This is a genomic window from Alkaliphilus serpentinus, from assembly GCF_009017255.1.
GTDB lineage: Bacteria > Bacillota > Clostridia > Peptostreptococcales > Natronincolaceae > Alkaliphilus_D > Alkaliphilus_D serpentinus.
In genome coordinates, this window is record NZ_WBZB01000022.1 from 45,829 (window position 1) to 66,806 (window position 20,978).

16 protein-coding genes are annotated in these 20,978 nt (G+C 37.6%); 3 read left to right on the forward strand and 13 right to left on the reverse strand.

Annotated features, from left to right (window positions below):
* Window positions 1-85: 85 nt before the first annotated feature.
* The 6 genes from F8153_RS07570 to F8153_RS07595 all read right to left on the reverse strand — a co-directional run bounded on the left by F8153_RS07570 (window position 86) and on the right by F8153_RS07595 (window position 7,336).
* Entirely contained in the window at window positions 86-346 is a 261-nt protein-coding gene (locus F8153_RS07570; protein ID WP_151865755.1) for a metal-sensitive transcriptional regulator, read from the reverse strand.
* Window positions 347-475: 129 nt separating this feature from the next.
* On the reverse strand, window positions 476-1,888 hold the full coding sequence (locus F8153_RS07575; RefSeq protein WP_151865756.1) for a flotillin family protein: 1,413 nt from the start codon (window positions 1,886-1,888) through the stop codon (window positions 476-478).
* Between the two features lie 45 nt (window positions 1,889-1,933).
* Window positions 1,934-2,518, reverse strand: a complete 585-nt coding sequence (locus F8153_RS07580) for an NfeD family protein (RefSeq protein WP_151865757.1) — start codon at window positions 2,516-2,518, stop codon at window positions 1,934-1,936.
* 136 nt (window positions 2,519-2,654) lie between these two features.
* The gene (locus F8153_RS07585; RefSeq protein WP_151865758.1) at window positions 2,655-4,451 is read right to left on the reverse strand and encodes an ABC transporter ATP-binding protein; all 1,797 of its coding nucleotides are present in this window, start codon (window positions 4,449-4,451) and stop codon (window positions 2,655-2,657) included.
* 31 nt (window positions 4,452-4,482) lie between these two features.
* Window positions 4,483-6,303, reverse strand: a complete 1,821-nt coding sequence (locus tag F8153_RS07590) for an ABC transporter ATP-binding protein (protein WP_151865759.1) — start codon at window positions 6,301-6,303, stop codon at window positions 4,483-4,485.
* Between the two features lie 349 nt (window positions 6,304-6,652).
* The gene (locus F8153_RS07595; RefSeq protein WP_151865760.1) at window positions 6,653-7,336 is read right to left on the reverse strand and encodes a Crp/Fnr family transcriptional regulator; all 684 of its coding nucleotides are present in this window, start codon (window positions 7,334-7,336) and stop codon (window positions 6,653-6,655) included.
* 171 nt (window positions 7,337-7,507) lie between these two features.
* On the opposite strand from F8153_RS07595, the gene cooS reads away from it, so the two are divergent.
* Window positions 7,508-9,634 (forward strand): anaerobic carbon-monoxide dehydrogenase catalytic subunit, encoded by a 2,127-nt coding sequence (cooS, locus tag F8153_RS07600; RefSeq protein WP_151865761.1) that lies wholly within the window; start codon window positions 7,508-7,510, stop codon window positions 9,632-9,634.
* Between the two features lie 118 nt (window positions 9,635-9,752).
* On the opposite strand, the gene F8153_RS07605 is transcribed toward cooS, so the two are convergent.
* The 6 genes from F8153_RS07605 to F8153_RS07635 all read right to left on the reverse strand — a co-directional run bounded on the left by F8153_RS07605 (window position 9,753) and on the right by F8153_RS07635 (window position 17,275).
* Entirely contained in the window at window positions 9,753-10,199 is a 447-nt protein-coding gene (locus F8153_RS07605; RefSeq protein WP_151865762.1) for a hypothetical protein, read from the reverse strand.
* Between the two features lie 540 nt (window positions 10,200-10,739).
* The gene (locus F8153_RS07615; protein WP_151865764.1) at window positions 10,740-11,723 is read right to left on the reverse strand and encodes an acyl-CoA dehydratase activase; all 984 of its coding nucleotides are present in this window, start codon (window positions 11,721-11,723) and stop codon (window positions 10,740-10,742) included.
* Window positions 11,698-12,810, reverse strand: coding sequence for a CoA protein activase (locus F8153_RS07620; RefSeq protein WP_151865765.1), 1,113 nt, complete (start codon window positions 12,808-12,810; stop codon window positions 11,698-11,700). Before F8153_RS07620 ends, F8153_RS07615 begins: the two co-directional genes overlap by 26 nt.
* The gene (locus tag F8153_RS07625; RefSeq protein ID WP_151865766.1) at window positions 12,782-13,768 is read right to left on the reverse strand and encodes an acyl-CoA dehydratase activase-related protein; all 987 of its coding nucleotides are present in this window, start codon (window positions 13,766-13,768) and stop codon (window positions 12,782-12,784) included. Before F8153_RS07625 ends, F8153_RS07620 begins: the two co-directional genes overlap by 29 nt.
* Window positions 13,769-14,062: 294 nt before the next feature.
* Window positions 14,063-15,631 (reverse strand): cardiolipin synthase, encoded by a 1,569-nt coding sequence (gene cls, locus F8153_RS07630; protein WP_192929713.1) that lies wholly within the window; start codon window positions 15,629-15,631, stop codon window positions 14,063-14,065.
* Window positions 15,632-15,754: 123 nt separating this feature from the next.
* Window positions 15,755-17,275, reverse strand: coding sequence for an ADP-ribosylglycohydrolase family protein (locus tag F8153_RS07635; RefSeq protein WP_151865768.1), 1,521 nt, complete (start codon window positions 17,273-17,275; stop codon window positions 15,755-15,757).
* A 410-nt stretch (window positions 17,276-17,685) separates the two neighbouring features.
* On the opposite strand from F8153_RS07635, the gene pyrB reads away from it, so the two are divergent.
* A complete protein-coding gene (pyrB, locus tag F8153_RS07640; protein ID WP_151865769.1) occupies window positions 17,686-18,621 on the forward strand; it encodes an aspartate carbamoyltransferase in 936 nt (311 codons plus the stop codon).
* Window positions 18,615-19,043, forward strand: coding sequence for an aspartate carbamoyltransferase regulatory subunit (locus tag F8153_RS07645; protein WP_151865770.1), 429 nt, complete (start codon window positions 18,615-18,617; stop codon window positions 19,041-19,043). Before pyrB ends, F8153_RS07645 begins: the two co-directional genes overlap by 7 nt.
* Window positions 19,044-19,138: 95 nt before the next feature.
* On the opposite strand, the gene F8153_RS07650 is transcribed toward F8153_RS07645, so the two are convergent.
* Window positions 19,139-20,833, reverse strand: coding sequence for a glycosyl hydrolase family 18 protein (locus F8153_RS07650; protein ID WP_192929714.1), 1,695 nt, complete (start codon window positions 20,831-20,833; stop codon window positions 19,139-19,141).
* Between the last annotated feature and the right edge of the window lie 145 nt (window positions 20,834-20,978).

Genomic DNA, 20,978 nt, shown 5'->3' on the forward strand with positions numbered 1-20,978 from the left:
ACAAAATATATTCCTTGTTGATTATATTATATTTCCCTATTGAAGGTTTCCTGTATTCATGATAATTTAAGACAACAATCTATCATTATTTCATGAATTTGATAATATTCTTTATGATGTCCTCTATCTCTTCATTGGTCACATGATCCTTCATAAGGCATTCCTTAGAATTCTCTTCAATTATTAACAATCCTACCTTTTCAATTGATGCCTTTATGGCGGTTATTTGAACTAGGACCTCATGACAGCCCTTATCCTCCTCAATCATTTTTTCTATTCCGTTAATATGACCCTTGATGGTTTTTAGCCGGTTTATGATATCCTTTTTTACATCCATTGCTTCCATTAACTCACTTCCCTTCCACATTATAAACTAATAATATTTTCTCATAAGTCATAAAAAATATAAAGGTTAAAATTAACTATTTTTACCCAACAGAAAACCATAGACCCTAGAATCTATGGTTTTAGTTTTCTATTCTTCTTTTGGAATGTCTTCATTCTTTTTATTAAAGTTCTTTATAACCTCATTTAAATCAATTCCTGTTAGAGCATTTACTGTTTCAGGAAGCTGGGCCATAATATCTGTAACATAGCCCGTTACTTTACTTGCTCCCTTTCCGCCTTCCTTCCCACTGCCACTATCAACAATAACAATTTTTTCTGTTTTCGCCAAAGGCTCTGCTATTGATTTTGCAATCTCCGGTAGCTTTTCAATAATCATCTGAGTAACAGCTGCTTCGTTATAGAGCTTAAAGGCCTCTGCCTTTTTAGCCATGGCTTCTGCTTCTGCATTACCCTTTTCCCTGATGATTTCCGCCTCAGCCTTACCCTCTTCTCTAATGGCCTTAGCCTTTGCAAGACCCTGTAGCTCTATAGCCCTTGCCATTGCCTCTGCCTCTTGAATTTCTTTAAACTTACTGGCCTCTGCTTCCTTTTCATGCTTGTATTTCTGAGCATCGGCGTCCTTTCTAATGGATGCCTCCAGCTCCTTTTCCCTTTTAATAGCTTCCTTTTCTGCTAATTCAATTTGTCTTTCCCTACGTAGCAGCTCAACCGCCATTTCAGTTTCTGTTACTTCCTTCTTCACCTTGTTTTGTTCTATTTCATAAGCAAGGTCTGCCTTAGCCTTTTCAGTTTCCTGATCCTTCCTATAGGACTGAACCTTTAGTTCTTTATCCTTCTCTGCCTCTGCTATTTGAGTTTCTGCATTTAATCTTGCCTGCTCACCAATCCTATGGGCCTCTGCAGTCTTAATCTTAGCATCCCGCTTAGATTCAGCCTCAGCTATTTCAGCATCCTTTTTTACCTCGGCGATTCTTTTCTTCCCAAGGGCTTCAAGATATCCGTTATCATCCTTGATATCCCTGATGGTAAAGGCCTTTATTTCTAGGCCCATATCTGCTAAGTCAGATGCAGCAACACTTTGTACCTGTGAAGCAAATTTTTCTCGATCCTTATAGATGTCTTCAACTGTCATTTTAGAAATAATCTCACGAAGTTTCCCTTCCAGTACATGCTTTGCAGTATCGCGAATGACTTCTATTGTACCATCTTCATTACCCGTATTAAACTGTTCTATAGCTGATAATATACTTTCTGCGTCGGATTTTACCTTAATAACCGCAACTCCATCGGCCTTAATTTCAACACCCTGCTCCGTTAAGGCACCATCGGTTCGCACCTCTAGCTTAATATTTTCTAGTGAAATCCTGTCGGTTCTTTCTAATAGAGGAATAACAATGCCACCCCCACCAGCAATTACCCTCTTTTTAAGACCCGTTACAACAATAGCCTTATCCTGTGGCGCCTTTTTCCATGTTAATAGCAATCCGAAGGCCAACAGAACTACAACTCCAACAATGATAAATGGTATAAAATTTGTCACTTAATCTCCTCCCAACATTTATATATGAATTTTAGTACTGCTAAGCTACTCCTTCTTCTTTTCTACATAAAAGATATGCCCTTCGATCTTCTTTATTACCACCAAATCTCCATCCTCTAAATCCGACATATAATCTATAGATTTAGCAGGGGCTGTATATCTATTATGTTGTACAACATATCTAATTCTTCCCATTTCTCCCCCTCTAATTGGTAATATGATTTTAGCTTCATGGCCAATCAAGTCTTTATTGGAATGGGCTAGAGATTGCCGTTTGTGTAATGGAATTATGATGAATTTATACATTGCCCCTGCAACAATAAAGCCCAAAGCTGCCCCTAAAGTGCTTGCAGTAAAATCATTATACCCCCTACTAAGGGACATAAGGCCAACACCACCAAATACAGTGATGAAGGTGGCTATAATTGCTGGTTTCAAAGGAGTCACCGTCCCTAAGGCCTTATCTGCACCCCCTATAGACACATCAGAATCTATATCGATGTCAACATCTACATCTAGGTCTGTATCAATCCCTAACTCTGAATCTCCGCCAAATAATTGGCCTAAAACAAAGGAAACAACGGTAAATAATACTCCTGTTTTAAAGCAAATGTCAAATATCTCTTCCAATAACATTCCCCCCATCAAAATAGTACAAATACCATAATTCTCCATAAAGTAGTATTTTCCTGCAATATTTCCTAAATATTATATATGTTTTCAGAAAGGGTAGCTTAATTTTTTAAAGCTACCCATAAATAGTCCTTTAAATATAGTATTGAGACTGAGTGTTATACATTTGAGCGTAGGTAAGGTGGGGAAACTTCATTAATTCACTATGATTACCATATTGAATAATTCTACCCTTTTCAAAAACGGCTATTTTATCGCAGAATCTACAGCTGGATAATCTATGGGATATATAAATTGCTGTTTTGTTTCCAACTAAATCATTAAATTTGTTATAGATTTCAAACTCAGCAATTGGGTCTAGGGCTGCTGTTGGTTCATCAAGGACTACAATTGGAGAATTTTTAAATAGAGCCCTTCCTATAGCCAGCTTTTGAGATTGCCCTCCTGAAAACTCTATTCCTGTTTTATCGAATTGCTTATAGATGGGAGTATGAATTCCTCTTTCGAGCTTCGCTAGATCCTTCTCAAGCCCAGCCTCCTTAAGAATCTTCAGTATTTCATCATCACTGACAGCGTCGGCATTTTCAAGGGCTATATTCTCCTTTATGGTAAAGGCCAAAAGCTTGTAATCCTGGAATACAACAGAAAGTATTTTCATGTATTCATCATATTTGTATTCATTTATATTTATTCCATTTATTAGTATTTCTCCTTCAGTAGGCTCATACAATCGGGTTAAAAGCTTAATAAAGGTGGTTTTACCTGCTCCATTTAAACCCACCACCGATAGCTTTTCACCTTGGTTAATAACGATGGAAACATCCTTTAGGGCATATTCTTCCTTTCTGGGATACTTAAAGGAAACCCCCTTAAATTCGATTACGTACCTTTCTGATAATTCAATTGCCCTTGTACCCGCCTTGCTTTTATTTTCTATTTGTTCGAACTGCATAAAGAGCTCAAGATATCTACATAGCTGATTTACTTCTATAAAGGTATTAACAAAGGTTGAAATAGATGTACAAAAGCTGTTGGTGGCACTGGCATACATTGTAAAGCTACCAATTTCCATAGTACCTTTAAAAACCCTGTAGGTTAAGTATCCGTAGACAATAATGAGCTGAAACTGTAGGTTGATGGCACTTAAGCCATTGAGTTTTCCCTCTGTTCTAAAATGCTGTGTATTAACCCTTACAACCTGACTTGTGAAATTTTGCACCTTTGAGGTGATTACTGGAGCAATATTATACAGCCTTATATCTTTACCCAATGAAAAATCTGAGGTTAAGGTTCCAAAGTATCCAAAGGCTCTATTACCAGGAATATTTTTTTGACCTGCTTCATATCTTAGCTTCTGCACCTTCATAAAGATCTTTGAGTTTAAAGCAACAATGGCTAGGACAACAAAAATCAATATACCGTTTAAGGTTAAGATTAAGGCAGTTAATCCTATAATGCTAATGGTACTGGATACCATAACGGCTAAGTTTTCCACCAGTCGCCAGATGGCACCCTCATTGTATATTGCGAATAATGCCCGTTCTCTAAGGTTTAAAATTTCGGGATCTTCGATGTTTTGAAAATCCATATCGGCAATTTTTTCGCTGATAACGAGGTCTAATCCATAAATCAGTTCCTCATTCACTACCTGAACCCTCATCTCAAACCATTTATTGATAATGTTGAAAATAAAGTTTCCTAATATAATTAAAGCAATCAATTGCACAAAAACCTCTGTTCGCTGCTGGCCCATAAGCTCATCGATTATAAACTTCGGCAATATGATGTTTATAAAGGGTGCTGCAGATTTAAACAATGATGAAAACAGCAGTGTGGGTATATAAATCTTCGAAACCCTATTGGTTAACCCTAAAAAATACAGCATTACCTGGAAGGTATCCTTTAAGCCCTTCCAATCCTTTTTATTCATATAATCATTCCCCTCTGAAAAATGCTTTCCCCTATGCCCCCTTGGATATTAACTGATCCTCTTTATAATATTGGGCTTGTATATTAAACATCTCTGCATATTTTTCCTTTAGGTCCATAAGCTCCGTATGGGTTCCATATTCCTTTATCTCGCCATCTTCGAAGAAGGCAATAACATCACAGAATCGGGTGCTTGATAATCTATGGGATATGTACACAGAGGTCCTATTCTCGATCATATCATCAAAGCCCTTATAAATATCATGCTCTGCAATTGGGTCTAGTGCTGCAGTAGGCTCATCTAAAATTACAATTTCTCCATCCTTATATAAGGCCCTTGCCAATGACAGCTTTTGATTCTCCCCACCGGAAAACTCTACCCCATACTCATCAAGAACCTTTAATACATTGGTTTTAATCCCATTCTTTAAGGAATCAATTTTCTCCTTTATCCCTGCTTTTCTAATGGAGTCCTCTAGCCTATCCATATTGATATCTTCGCTATAGGCAATATTTTCAGCAACATTAAAGGCAAACATTTTAATCTCTTGGAAAACTACCGAGAAAATTTTGAAATACTCCTTTTGGTCAAAATCCTTAACATTGATGCCATTCAGTAGAATTTCTCCCTCTGTCGGTGAGTATAATCTTGTTATAAGCTTTACTAGGGTGGTTTTACCAGCACCATTGATACCAACGATGGCCAGCTTATGGCCTGCCTTAATTTTTAAGTTCAGATTTCTAAATATATACCTTTCAGTATTAGGATATTTAAAGGACACATTCTTAAATTCGATCTCATAGGGTTTTTCCTTAGGAATAGCCGTAATATTCTTACTGCCCTCTTCATCCTCTATATCCAAGAAATTTCTTAGATCATTGATATACATGCAATTAATTTTGATAAAGGCGATATCCTTCATAAGGGTATCCATCCATCCAGCAAAGCTACCAATGGAGGCTGCATACATGGTAAAGTTTCCGAGGGTCAAGCCTTTAAAAATCACACTATAGACAAGGTATGTATATACAACACCCTCCCTTAATAAAAGTAAGGCAGAGTCTACAAGGGAGGTTTTGAAGTATCTTCCCTGCACATCCTTGGCAATATCTACCCTTTTACCATCAAAGGTTCTTTTCTTACGTGATAAAAGGGATTTTAAGCTATAGATTCTTATATCCTTTCCAAATTGAAAATCTGACATTGTCATGTTAACATATCTAGATTTTCTCTCGTAATCTGAAAGTTCATCTTTTTTGCTTCTTTCATAACCCTTAGCCCTTAAGGTAAGGTAATAGGTAATACACACGTTAATAATTAGGAAGACCAAAATTATTGGGTTTAATAGCATAATGATGGTTACATAGCCAAAGAAGCCTATTAAGCTTCCCAATATGGTAAAGACCTTTTGCAAAACTCCACCTACACCTTCCCAAGGATTTCTCACGGTCCTCCAAGCCAAGTGAATATCATTTAGTATTTTAGGATCTTCAGTATGTCTATAATCCATCTCCATAGCTTTATCATTGATGATGTCGATAAAATTGAAACGAATATTAGACATTTTCATTCTAAAGGCCCCTATAGAATAGGCAATACTATAGTTGGTAATAGCAGATATCACCAAGGCTGATGCTAGGATTCCCAGCATTACCTCCACTCTCTTTAAACCCAATAGCTCATCTATTAACAGCTTAGGGGCAAATATCCATATAAATGGTGATATTGCCAAAAAGATTGAATGAAAGCCTACTGAAAGGAAAACCGATTTATCCCACTTCCAAATATAGCTAAATACAAACATTAAGTTGTTAAAGGTAGATCTTTTCTTCTTATGATTTTCATGATTCATGTCTATCCCCTCTCTTTCTCCCCCAAAAAGTTCTACAAGTTTGAATTGATTTTTATATCTGACAATTCATACTAAAAGATTATATCATACAAAATATGCTAATATATGTTACAAAAAAAAGACATTATAGAAATCTATAATGTCATTATATTTGTAAAACGATTAAGAATGTAGAATCTTGATTCTATGCTGAACTTTCATTAACAAATTTCAATTTTTTTGTTGTTTCTCAGTTTCCTGTTTGTTTTATTGCAGTTTTGTCTATATTTAACTCTGAAATCTTCATCTTCTCTGTTTCCATAATTACTCATTACTAATTACTAATTACTCACTGGTTTTTAACTATATATTATTGAATCCAGCTTCTTAGCTTTTCAATATCCTTAATAACAATCCTTTTACCGCTTATATCGATGGAGCCTTCCTTTTTAAACTGACTTAAGGCTCTACTTACTGTTTCCCTTGCCGTACCGATCATATTGGCTAATTCCTGCCTTGAAAGTCCCAGCTTAAGCTCCAATCCACCAGCAGACTCTTCACCATGCTCCCTTATTAACTTTAAGAGAACCTGGGCCGTCCTCATATAGGTATCCCCCAATGCCAGCTCCTTTACCTTTTGCTGAGAGGTAAAAAGCTTTTTACTCAAAACCTTTATAATCCTAAGGGCTATGTCTGAATGATCCATTATCAGCTTCTCTAAATCTGCATTTCTGATCATTCCGAGGCTGGTATCCTCAAGAACCTCCGCCGATGCTGGGTAGTTCATGTCATTAAACAAGGTTACCTCGGCAAAAATATCCCCCTCCCCCAAGAGGGCATAAATCAATTCTCTACCATCTGGAGCTGTTTTAAAAATCTTTACTTTCCCAGATTTGATAAAATAAAAGCCCTCCCCAGGATCCCCTTCCATAAAGATGATGGCTCCCCTTCTATAATTTCTTTCTATAGTAATGGCCTTAATCATCTCCAAGCTATTATCTGAAAGGGTGGTAAATGCAGGTATCTTCTTTAGTATTTCAATAGTTGTTTTCATTATTTACCTCCGATTTTAGTTAAGCTACTATTCTAATTATAAATCATTTTCATTATCAATTAAAGTACTCTAACTAAATTATGATCAATAGAAGGCCAAAGGATAATTATTACATAATTTCCATAGCTATAGGGATACTATACCTATATTTGAAATATGGAGGTTGATAAGATGTCTGATAAAGTAAAAGAAAGCTTTGAAAACAGTACCGCCACCATCAGTCCTGGGAAGGTTGGCTTAAAGGCCAATTCATCCGGACTTAGTGGTACTAATGATCCTACCCACCATGAAGATTTACACCAAAGGATTCAAGTAAACTATAAAAATATTAAAAAGTCCCCATCTCCTGATGAGGTTCATAAATGGCAAAGAGACCATATTAAAGTAGATGATCAAAGTCCCGAGGGCTATCCCCTCAATATTATTATCGATCCTGCCATGAGGGAAATGTATCAGGTGGTCCATAACGCTGATATGACCAATGTATTCGACCGTTTCTCTGAGCAACAGCCCCAATGTCGTTTCTGTGTGGAGGGTCTATCCTGCCAGCTCTGTGCCAATGGTCCCTGTAGAATCAGTCCTAAAGCCCCTAGGGGTGTATGTGGTGTAGATGCACATACCATGGTGGCAAGAAACTTTACCTACCGACACGTTACCATTGGTACTTCCGCCAACATCTTTCATGCCCATCAGGCAGCTAGAACCCTAAAGGCAGCAGCAGAGCACCCAGAAAGCCAATTAAAAATTCGAGATGTAGATAAGCTTAAGAAATATGCTGAAATGCTGGGATTAAACAGCAGCCTTCCTGTTCCTCAGCTGGCCAAAGAATTTGCTCAATTGGTTATTGATGATATTCATAGACCCGCCCATGAGGATTCTGTCTTAGTAGAGGCCTTTGCCCCCACTAAGCGTAAGGAGCTTTGGAGAAGCCTCGGATTATTCCCTGGTGGTGGCTATAGTGAAGTAGCCTTTACCCAAACAAAATGTATGACTAATCTAAGCTCAGATCCGATAGATTTTCTATTGAACTGCGTAAAGCTAGGTATCGCCAACGAGTATCAAGGCTTATTTATGCTGGATATTCTTCAAGAAATTTTGATGGGAACTCAAAAGATTGAATTTAAGAAGCAGAATATGGGTCTCCTTAGCCCTGACATGGTAAATATCATTACCAATGGTCATATGCCATTAATGGCTCAGGTGGCTATGGATATTGCTTCCTCCGATGAGTGGCAGGAAAAGGCCCGTCAGGTTGGAGCCAATGGCATTCAAATATTAGGCCATGTATGTGAAGGACAACAGCTGATGAACTATTCCGGAACCCAAAGCATGAGGGCCTATGGTGGTCAGGAGGGTGAGTGGCTATCGGAAGAGTATCTGTTGGCAACAGGAGTAGTTGATCTCTTTATGTTTGATTACAACTGTACCGTTCCAACCCTTCCAATTTATGCAAAGCGATTTGGAACCAAGCTGGTTTCCACCCATCCAGTAATACAGCTTCAAGGAACTGAAACCATTGACTTTGTACCAGAAAAAATGAATGAACAGGCGGAAAAGATTCTGAATATGGCGCTAGAAGCCTTTAAGGAAAGAAGAAAGGAAAACCGTGAGATTTATGTACCTCCCTATACCTCTGAGTGCATGATTGGCTTTAGTACTGAGTCTGTTAGAGATGCCCTAGGTGGAAGCTTCGATCCATTGATAGAGCAAATAGCCAATGGAAATATTAGAGGGATTGCAACAATCGTAGGCTGTACCACTGCCCGTTATGGCCAAGGGGGTAGCAATATATTTAAAATAACCAAGGGCTTAATAGAAAACAACATTTTGGTCCTATCTGGCGGCTGCACCTCCTCAGTTATGCAATACACAGGTCTAACCCACCCCTCTGCTGCAGAGGAGGCCGGCGAAGGCTTAAAGGCCGTTTGCAAACAGCTGGGTATTCCACCAGTACTGTCCTATGGAGCCTGTGTTGATATTGGCAAAATGACCCATACTGCCATGGAGCTAGCGGATGCCTTAAATGTGGATACCAACAAGCTTCCCCTTGTCATCGGTGCTCCAGAATACCTAGAGCAGAAGGCCGTTGCCGATGCTTGTACTGCAGTTGCCTTGGGTTGGCTGGTTCATGTTGCCCCAGTTCCCTCTATAACCGGTAGTGATGTTGTAGTTAAAACCCTTACAGAAACCACTGATAGTCTTGGCTTAGGTAAGGTTATGGTGGAACTGGATGCTGAAAAGACTATTCAAATCTATGTTGATCATATCGAGAAAAAAAGAAAGGAGTTGGGTATTTAGGAAAACTTTAATGAGTTAGGCATTGTCCTAACTCATTTTTTAATGTCGTTGTAGATTTTATTAACTTTATATCACTAATTACCTCTTTAATTCTCAGGAAATAAAATAGGATAGGGTATTAACAACCCTGTCCCTTAGATAATGTATTAAAAATATAGGAGTTTAGTTGATACCTAGCCTTTGTATTAAACAGGATTCTAATCCCCACATCACAGGTAAAGTACTGCAGGAGCTTTTTTTGCTTATCATCCATTGGAAACTGTAGCTTGTTTTCTAATATTTCAAATATCCTCTCATCAATATCATAAAAATCCATAAGTACATTTAGTAGCTTATAGCCATGGCAAATCCTATCCTTTGAATTCAACTGCTTAAGAAGCTGATCCTTATAGTTATCCAAGCTTCTTTTTAATCGGCTAATAGCTTCAACTAAAGCTTCAGCCTCCTCTTCATCCATCATATCTATCTCTATCAGTATTTGAATAAGCTCTTTATTTTGTTCTTCAATTATCAAATATTCATTAATTGTTTCAAATACAGAATCCTTTAATCTATCCCAATCCATATTCCTTCCCCCCTAAAGTTTTACAAGCCCTAAAATTACCATTTACTAAAGGATATAAGACATTTTGCAGGAATATGCTTGATGAGTTAAAATTCTTTAAAATCGAAGTTCACTATAACAGAGGAAGTACGATATAGTGGGACGATTTGAACCGTCCGATACCACTGAAAGAGTCCATATTTTGCGAGACTATTTAAAAGGCCTTAGATTTGAGGCACAAGAAAAACCAGCGAACACAATATATACAGGCAAGAACCGTCTTCGGTTTATTTACAGATAATGTAATTAAATGATATAATAGTTAATAAATGGTTGTGTAAGTTCAATAATAATATAATCAAAACTATAAATATTGGCGGTCAATATTTTGAAATTTAGTGATGTTTTAAAGGATAAGAAATTCCACATCACGATGGACACCCTTGCCTTCGGCTAGTGGTTCCCACTACCAAGCCCACAGCGGTCTTTCTCCGCCAAGTTATCGCCCATGCTGGGCACACAAGCAAAAAGCCTCCCTACTATTAGGAGGCTTCTATAAGCTTACGCCAGCTTCTCTACATCACTCTTCACTTGATTACTCCACTTACCGCACTTATCTCCCCATCGGGACATCAGAATTCCATCTCTGATAATTTCTACAACCTCACATAGGTTGGAGCAATCTTCACATTCCATACCTCTAACCTCGTAACCAGAATTCATAATTTCAAAGCCCTGGAAGTTGGTGTTATTTTTCTTAGCTGCATGCTCCTTAGCCAATAGACAACAGCCTATGGCCCCCATAACCTCATGGTGGGGAGGAACAAAGATTTCTTGATTTAATGCTTCCTCAAAGGATTTTTTGATGCCTGCATTGGCTGCAACTCCCCCTTGAAATACGATAGGCCCTGCTAAGTCCTTACCCTTTCCAAGATTATTCAGGAAATTTCTTACCAATGCATCGCATAGACCTTTGATGATATCCTCTTGATTATGGCCCAGCTGTTGCTTATGAATCATGTCGGATTCTGCAAATACTGCACATCTACCCGCAACTCGAACGGGATTCTTGGATGTTAGGGCCTGTTGACCAAACTCACTTATATCAATACCTAGTCGAGCCGCCTGACGATCTAAAAAGGAACCTGTGCCTGCAGCACATACGGTATTCATGGCAAAATCGCTGATGATGCCATCCTTCAGTAAAATGATTTTAGAGTCTTGTCCACCTATTTCAAATATGGTTCTTACACCCTTAACAAAATTCAGGGCTGCAATTCCATGGGCTGTAATTTCATTTTTAACCACATCTGCTCCTACAATCATGGAGGCCAGATGCCTACCACTTCCCGTAGTGGCAACCCCCTTAACTTGAATATCCCCTTTAATTTGTCCACTAATTTCCTTTAAGCCCCTCTTCACAGCATCTATTGGTTTACCTTGGGTAGCGGTATATACCTTTCCCAGGATTTTATTTTGATCATTCATCAATACTACATTAGTACTGACGGAACCAACATCAATTCCCAGATAGCAATTCTCCATTATAAGCCTTCTCCTTCCTTCTTCTTAGTAAATCGACAAAGGCCTCAAGTCTTGTTGAATAGCCTGCCTCGCCAGTCATTTCATCAACAATTAAGCATAAATATGGAATACTATAATCCTTCTCAACAGTAGGTAAAATACTTTGGGCAACAATTTCAGGCATACAGGTTAGAGGATAAATTTGAATGACCCCATCGTATCCCTTTTTACCATATACTACAGCATAACCTATTGTTTCTCTGGCATGGCCACCAATCATAGTCTTTAGATAGGGTTTCGCGGCTCTCCAAACATCCTTTTCGGCTGTTAATCCTAAGGGACTTAAGTAAAGATGCTCTGTTAGCCACCTACTAATCTTTAAGGATTTATCGATTTCTACCCCCATGTCCCCTAACTTTTTCTCAACATTTAAATTAACAAAGGGCTCAATTATTGTATAAATTTCACCAATAATCCCAATTTTTATTACGTCCCTTGTGGGATCCTCCTCTACTTCCTTCATTTTCCTAATTGTATCCCTTATTAAGGTAGATACCTCTTTATAACCCTTGGCCTCTCGAACAACCCTATGGAAATGGTCGTAGTGGATGTCGACTTCTCCCTGTCTAGCCTGTCTAGGACGCTTATAATAGGATAAATCCTCCATCTCATCGAGAAGGTACAAGGTTCTAGTTGCTCTAGCTAAGGCTTTTACAATTTTATATGGATTCTTAGTGTTTGTTAGATCATAAACTCGTTTAAAAAAGCCCTTATAATCTCCCTGGGGTGGATCCAATAATATAAATTTTAGATTATCATAGCCCATTGATTTCAGTATTTCCTTCTGTAGAATAGAATAGTACCCGAACCTACAGGGGCCACAGCTACCAGTGATTACAACGGTATCTGCTCCCTTTTTCACACTTTCTATATAATTTCCGATATTCACCTTCAATGGTAAGCAAATGGATTCTGGCGAATGCTTTGTGCCTATATCTAAGGTGTCCTTACTGCATTCTGGTGGAATGATGTTTTCTACCCCCAGCTCATCCAGCAAAACCTTTGTTGCAACATATTGATTACCCATGTGGGGAAAGGTCACTTTCATGATTAACCCTCCAATCTATCATATCTAAAAAAGCTTCTAATCTGGTATTGATACCTGCTTCTCCCGTATGCTCATCGATGGTAAGGAGGAGAAAGGGTATGCTATGGCTTCTGCTCCATCTTTCAAAAAGATCCTCAACAATTGAATCTATTCCGCAGCCAAAGGAGGAAATATAAATAATTCCATCAATCTCTCGACTTTCGCCAAAATGGAGGGCTGCACCCAATAGCTTTCTTCCATAGCTCCAAAACATTTTCTTTTCTAGGGTTGAAGCAAGCTTATTTATTTTATTCATATTCATCATTTCTGGAACTATAACCGACACCTTAGAATCTCGCAATTTTTGTAAAATACTCATAGAACCATAGCTATCATAGAGATGATAGGTGTGTCCCACAACTGCAATGCTTTTACTGTTATTTGCAACTACAGAAGGCTTTTTTGGGCTAAACTCACCATCAATGGGTAATTTCCCATCCTTTACATCCTCCCTGTACTTTCTATAAGCCATCAGTGCATTATTAAAGGCCCTTCTAATCTTAATAGGATTTTTTGTAACGTAGCTTCCAAAGCGATATGCTGTAATCATCAGACTTTTTCTAGATTTACTAAAATTAATTTCTGTATCGATTAGGGGTGGTAATCCTTTAATAGAATGGTTTACCATCTCGGGTAAACCACAGAATTTAGGGCATATGTACTCATCCTTATATACACTCATCATCTTTGGTACAAAGATATAATCTACCTTATCCTTTAGGTTAATGACATGTCCGTGAAATAGCTTAACAGGTAAGCAGGCTTCATCCACACAATTCTTAACCCCTTGGTCTAGAATTTGTTTATTGGTTTTATCAGAAAAAATGATCTCTGCTCCCAACTCTTCATAAAAGGTCTTCCAAAGAGGAAAATAATCATAAAACCATAATCCCCTTGGTATTCCTATTTTTACTGACATAAGTATTCCTCCCCTCAGCATCTGTATAGTATGCACAAAGAAGGAGGAAAATATACACTAAATGCAATGTTGAATGGTAAATGTTGAATGTTGAATTAATGTAGATTTTGAAACAAATTTCATAATCCTATTACTTGCTTTCCTTGATTACTTGTCTACACTTTTTATTTTTTACTATTGCCTGCTTTTATCACCCATATTGCCTATTCACTAATAATTAATAACTAGGGGCATCTCTATAATCTATAATCTGTTATTTACCTATTACCTATTCCCTATTCCCTATTGCTGACCCTACGCCAATGGAATAATTAGTTTACCGATCCAAAGCTTAAGTCGCTTCAATAATGGAGGGTTTTTATACTCTTCATAGGTTACCCTTTCACTTTTATCAATATATTCTTTAAATATCTTCTCTACCTCCCCAGCGACTCCTTCGTCATAAATAACAGCATTAGCCTCATAATCTAAGAATAAGCTACGGGTGTTTAAATTTGCAGAGCCAATGGATACAATCTGATTGTCGGTTAGTAAAACCTTAGAATGTACAAAACCATCCTTGTGCATATAGATATCTACCTTTGCCTTTAAAAGAATATTGAAAAAGGATTCATTGGCCCAACCCACCAGGAATAAATCAGGCTTCTTTGGTATAATCAGCTTAACTTCTACTCCCCTCATGGCGGCAGTCTGTAGAGCCTTAATTAAGCTATCATTCAATATTAAATAGGGGGTAGCTATATAAACCTTTTCTTGGGCTCCAGCAATCATAGAAAAGTATAACTGACTGATCTCATTCCAATGGGTATCAAAGCCACTGGTAATCATTTGGCAGGGCAACCGTTTTTCGATTTGATTTTCAGGAAAATAACTTTTATCAACTACAGCTTCCTTTGTAATATAATACCAGTCCCCTAAAAAAATTTTTTGAGCCCAGTTTACTACCTCTCCATGAACCTTTATATGTAAGTCCTTCCATTTACCGATGTTATCATCTCTACCAAGATACTCATCTCCAATGTTAAAACCCCCAATATAGCCAATCTTGCCATCAACAACGACAATTTTTCTGTGGTTTCTGTGATTTAGCTTCCCCCTTATGGCAGACATAATGCTTCCATTAAAAACTCCTATTTCAACTCCATTCTTCATCAATTTCCTCTTAAACTTAGGCTCAATTGACCTACTACCAAGGCCATCATAAATGAGCCGAACCTTGACTCCCTCCTTAGCTTTTTTAATCAGTACATCCTTAAATTTATTTCCTATTTGATCATCCCTTATAATAAAGTACTCTACATGAATATGATCTTCAGCCTTTGAAAGAGTCTCTATCATTTCATCGATAACAGCTACTCCATCGGCCAATACCTTTACTTCATTATAATAGGTTAAGGGGATGCCAGTATTACCCTCTATAAGGGTGGATATACCAGTCTGAAGATTAGTTAACTCCACATCTGCATCCCTATACTCAGTTATATTCATTAGCTTATCCATATAGATACTTCGTTCTTTCTGATAATCATTGGTTAAATAGGCATTTCTGAATATTTGAATAAAGGTATAGAAAAAAAAGATGATTATAAATAGAAAAACCCATTTTACTCCCAACTTAAGAAACTCTATTTTTACAAAATGCCAAATAAGCAAAAAAATACCAACCATTGCAAACAAGGCTAAGATATAGGGATAAACCCCTAGAATTATTCCATTGCTGAGAAATCGAAAAAGGTTATAGGAAATCAATAAAGTAAGAATTATGATCAATGTATATTGCAAAAGCTTTAGCATAAAATCACCCTTAATTATGATTACTACTAGTAAAAAGCATCTCCTAAAGGGTTGAATTGTATGCTTCAATCATCATACTGCTGAAAATTTCTTCAGATTCAAGGCACAAGAAAAACCAGCACCGGAGCCTATGTAATAATAGGTGAGGATGCTGGTTTCTTTGCAGTAACGCTTTAAAGTGAGGTATGACATCTACTTATTTCGGGAGATGCTTAATATAGCCTCCAAAACCTCCCTACCAATTTCATACTCTGGTGCCACCTCCACGGTCCTTCTTGCATACCTTTCCGCCTTTTCTAAATCATCTAGATTTAAGTAGGTTATGGCTAAGTCAGAAAGTATTACAGGATGGTTTAAATCATAGGCCAGAGCCTTCTTAAAGGCTTTAAGAGCTTCATAGAAGTCTTCCTCTTGGAGATGCTTTGTGCCTAAGCCTTCGTAGGCCTCAATGATATGCAGCTTAATTCTATCGTTTTTCTTTAAATCAGGGCTTTTGTATATTAAACTCTCAAAATATTCTACTGCCTTTTTATATTCCTCTTCCTTGGTTAATTTAATTCCAGTCCACAGAAGCTGCTGCACCTCATCCTGAAGCTTCTCATTAGAGATTGTATCTCGAAGCCTACGATAGGGATTGTTATTTTTATTTTTTAAGGATAGCTCAAAGAGTCTGTCTGATAGAGCCAACATCTCATCTAAATTTCTAAGCTTATAGGTGTAGCCCTTAGGAATGTTATTATAGCCTAGGTATGCACCGGCAAGGGTTATTGCCATACTGGCAACGGTATCAGTGTCGGTTGCTGTTAAAGAATCCTTTAAAACCCTTTCAAAATCATTGGGATTACGCAGGAATACAAATAAAGCGAAGGGCAAAGATTCCAAGGAATAACCCCCACTTCCCCATTGCTGTTGAATCGTTTCTAGGGTGGCATCCTTTTCTATGGCTTCCTTAAGCTGACGACTAATACGACTATACAAATTTACAATTTCATTGGTCTCCCTAGACAAATAAACATTGGTTTCTATTCCCCTAATGCTTTTGCTCAGGGTATCGATTAATTGGATTACATCCTCTTTTCCTTTTATAGAGTAAGGAGGTTGATTTACCAGATAAGCTATAGTAGTTGCATGTAGAATACTAGAGGCTATGGCCATCTGATCCATATGGGTGATGGCTGCCTGCATTCCACTCATAAGCTTAAGGCTTATATAATCTCCATAATTTATAAGGGCAACTGGAGCACACCTCATGGCAGCACCATTCCCGGCAGATTCTACGCCACTTTTATACCATTCAAATCTTCTATCACGATGATTTGTTATAAATTCTCTTATGGTATTACCCATCTTTGTAATGGGAAACTTAATAAATCTATTGCTTATATCTTCAGGATTAAAGCTTTGAAATACAATTAATGATTCTGCCAGCATAATGGTCATTTCAGTATCATCGGTTATATCTAATAAAATGGAACGTTTTTCTGTCTTTAAAAAATCATTGATGTATTCTAATTCCTTTGTATGCTGTCCTTCAAGATGGCAGCCAAAGGCGTCTCCGATGGCTAAACCCACAAGACTACCCCTTATTTTGTCCCTATACTCTATACTAGGTATCGGAAGCAAATTTATCCCGTCGTTATATTCCATGAAATCAGGCATATCAGCCTTATCCACCAGAAATTCATACAATTTTTCTAATGATAAAAAGTACATTAATGGGCACCCCATTCTCTATTATATATAAAAGGTATTCTACATATGGGATTCTATTCCTTCATAAATTCCACTTATTATTACATTTTTTCCAAGGGGATATTGGTGTATACTTTCTCTCCACCCCCCCGAACACTATAAATATATAATTGACACCAGCCAGGAAAAATGATATATTTTGAAAAGGTAGATAACCTTTAAATTGGTCCCGTGAGGCTAGTAAGGAAAATGAATACATTTTTATTGTGTTCTTGGTGTACATTCACACCCCTTTGATTTCATGCGGATCAAAGGGGTTTATTTATTTGAAACACCTTTAATTTGGTCCTGTGAGGCCAAAAAGGGAGTGCATACTCCCGGTTTAAGAAATTACTTTATAATTTCTATTATCAGAAAAGGGAGGAATCATTATGAATTTAAAGGGTCGACATTTAATTGATCCAAATGATTTTACACTAGAAGAGCTGCAGCAAATTATTGAGTTAGGGCTAAAGATGTATGAAAACCCTGAAAAGTACTCAGAAGTATGTAAAGGTAAAATTTTAGGAACCCTATTTTATGAACCCAGTACTAGAACTCGATTAAGCTTTGAATCAGCCATGCTCAGGATGGGTGGTACTGTTTTAGGCTTCTCAGATGCCAATACCAGCTCCGTTAAAAAGGGAGAGAGCATTGCCGATACCATACGTTGTATGGACGACTATGCAGATATCCTTGTAATGAGACATCCTAGAGAAGGAGCTCCATTATTAGCATCCCAATTTTCAACTGTCCCCCTTATCAATGGTGGTGATGGTGGTCATCAGCACCCTACTCAAACCCTAACGGATTTAATTACTATTAAATACTACAAGAAGGACATAAAAAACCTAAAGGTGGCCTTTTGCGGAGATCTCCTCTTTGGTAGAACAGTCCATTCCCTATTAAAAACCTTAAGCCGCTTTCCTGGTATTAGCTTTGTATTAATTTCACCAGAGGAGCTTCGAATACCTTATCATTTAAGGGATGAAATTATGAATAAGCATAATGTAGAAATAATTGAAGCCACTTCTTTAGAGGAGCATCTATGTGAAATAGATATCCTTTATATGACAAGGATTCAAAAAGAACGTTTCTTTAATGAAGAGGATTATGTCAAACTGAAGGACAGTTACATCCTTTCTAAAGGCAAGCTCAAGGATGCTAAGGAGGATATGCTTATTCTACATCCCCTACCAAGGGTTAACGAGATAAGCTACGATGTAGATGACGATCCAAGGGCAAAGTATTTTCATCAAGCAGCCCTTGGGGTGTATGTAAGGATGGCCTTAATGTCTACTTTATTGGGGGTGAAGGGTATATGTTAAAGGTAACTGGAATTGAAAAGGGTATCGTTATTGATCATATAACCTCGGGGCAGGGGTTAAAGATATTTGAAAAGCTAAATCTCCATAAGCTTAGTACCCCTGTGGTATTGTTAATGAATGTATCCAGCAATAAACTGGGAAAAAAAGATATTATTAAGATTCAAGACTATCTAGATATTGATTTAACGGTTTTAGGTCTTATTGACCCTAATATCACCATAAACATCGTTGAAAATAATGAAATCAAAGAGAAAAGAGATATAGAAATTCCAGAGAAGGTCAGTGGCTTATTTAAATGTAAAAATCCTCGATGCATCACCTCAGTTGATGATTATGCCGAGGCTGAATTTACCCTAGTGCCCAATGGAAAAATTCAATATCGTTGTAGCTACTGTGAGGAACTAACGGAATATAAGCTATAAGATAGAATTTAGAATTAAGAGTTAAGAATTGAGAATTGAGAATTGAGAATAAAAGGTAACAATAAATGGAGGTGGATACCCACCTCCATTTATGATTACTTTCTTAAATTCAATAAAACCTCATCATAGGTTTTACTTCCCTTGATCATATCTGTTAAAACAGGCCAAACTCCTTCATATTCAAAATCCTTTCTCCATGCAGCAATTCCCGCTAGATTATATTTCTCCACAAGGGTGGTTTTTAAAGCAAGAGATCTTTCATCCTCTAGCCAAACCCTGTAGGTCTTTCCATCCTTCTCATATTCAGCATAATACTGGCCAGATTCTTCGTTCCATAGCTTTTCAGCATTGTTTTCTAGTAAGATTTCATTAATTTTATCCATTCCATAGGCCTTTGAAGATACCTTTACCTTGCCGTTCTGTTCCTCTTCCATCCAAAGTCGTGTATAAAAGGGGAGTCCCAATAATACCTTTTCAGGTGGTACCAGCTCTAGGGTAGCCTTTATTCCCCTTTCGACCCAGCCTATTGAGGCCACAGAACCACTTTTGGGGCTTGTTGCCCAGTGCTCATCATAGGTCATTACAGCAACGTAATCAACTATTTGTCCCAGCTTTGCCCTATCATAAACCTTAGACCAGTTGGGACTGCCGGAGGGAATAGTAACATCAATAGAAACTACTAAATTTTCTCTTTTCAAGTGCTGAGTAAGGCTTCTCACGAAGTTTGTAAAGGCATCCTTGTCCCTGTAATGGATATTTTCAAAGTCGATATTAATGCCATCAAGGTTATACAAGCTGCTATAAAACAGTATCTGCCTGATAAAATGATCCTGCGAATCCTTGCTGCTTAAAAAATCACTTGTTAGGTCAGGATCAAAGCTATTGGTTACCAGACCCCAGACCCTATAGCCCTTCCCATGGGCATCTAATACATAGGAGTAATCTCCTTTATTGATTATGGTTCCATCTGAATTGCTAAGGCTAAACCATGTGGGGGAGAGAACATCAATCGCCTCAAGCTTATCCTCTTCTCTTCTATCCTTAGTATTGTGATATACATAATCCCATACAAGGCCTATTTTCCCCAATGGCCTCCATGGTTCCCTTCCATAAAAATTATAATGGATCTGAGGTGTTTCATCATGACTAAGGATTTGTATGTTACTTTTTCTTGTGTAGCCCAGCATCCCTTGGTGATTTCTTACATAATAATAGTCGCCACTTTCCGCCATTATTGTAATTTCTTCAGCTGCTGACAATGGAGCAACCCTTCTAGAAATAATCTTAGGTCTTTCGATGATGTTTCCTTTTCTTTTAGCAACTGCCCTTAGGTGATCTTTGGTTAAGAAGTCAATAATAACAACTTCCGTTTCAGCTACATACTCTACTTTTATACCAAGAAATGGGCTAAGGAGTCCAACGGGGGCATAAAGCTCTCCATCAACTTCCTTTAAAATAAAGTTTAAATCAAATTCATTAGCCTTTACGAAGCTGTCGGTTTCTTTATTGTCAAATCGATAGGCATTTTGAGATAAATCTATAAATAGCCTTTTTTCCTCTAAATTCACAACAGCATTGGGATTAATGTACTCCTTTAAAACCCTGTAGGGGATATAGATTTCTTCGCCCTCTATTAGTGCAGTAGCATTGATCTGAACATCCTCTAATAGGATGTTTCCATACTGATTTAAAGATGGATAGTACCTTCCTTCCACAATGTATGTAAAGGATAATAGGGTTCCAATAATCAGTATAAGTACAATGGTAACAAACACAAAAAGTTTCTTCACATAGTTTCCCCCTTCTGTTGTATTGATAGCTTTTATAGAACAAAAGCATTTCATGCGTTAATATTTATGGTTAAAATGCTTTTGCTTTCCAGAGAACCCATGCGTTCTCTAGGATGCTTCCCTGTACTCTCCTTATTTTTATAAG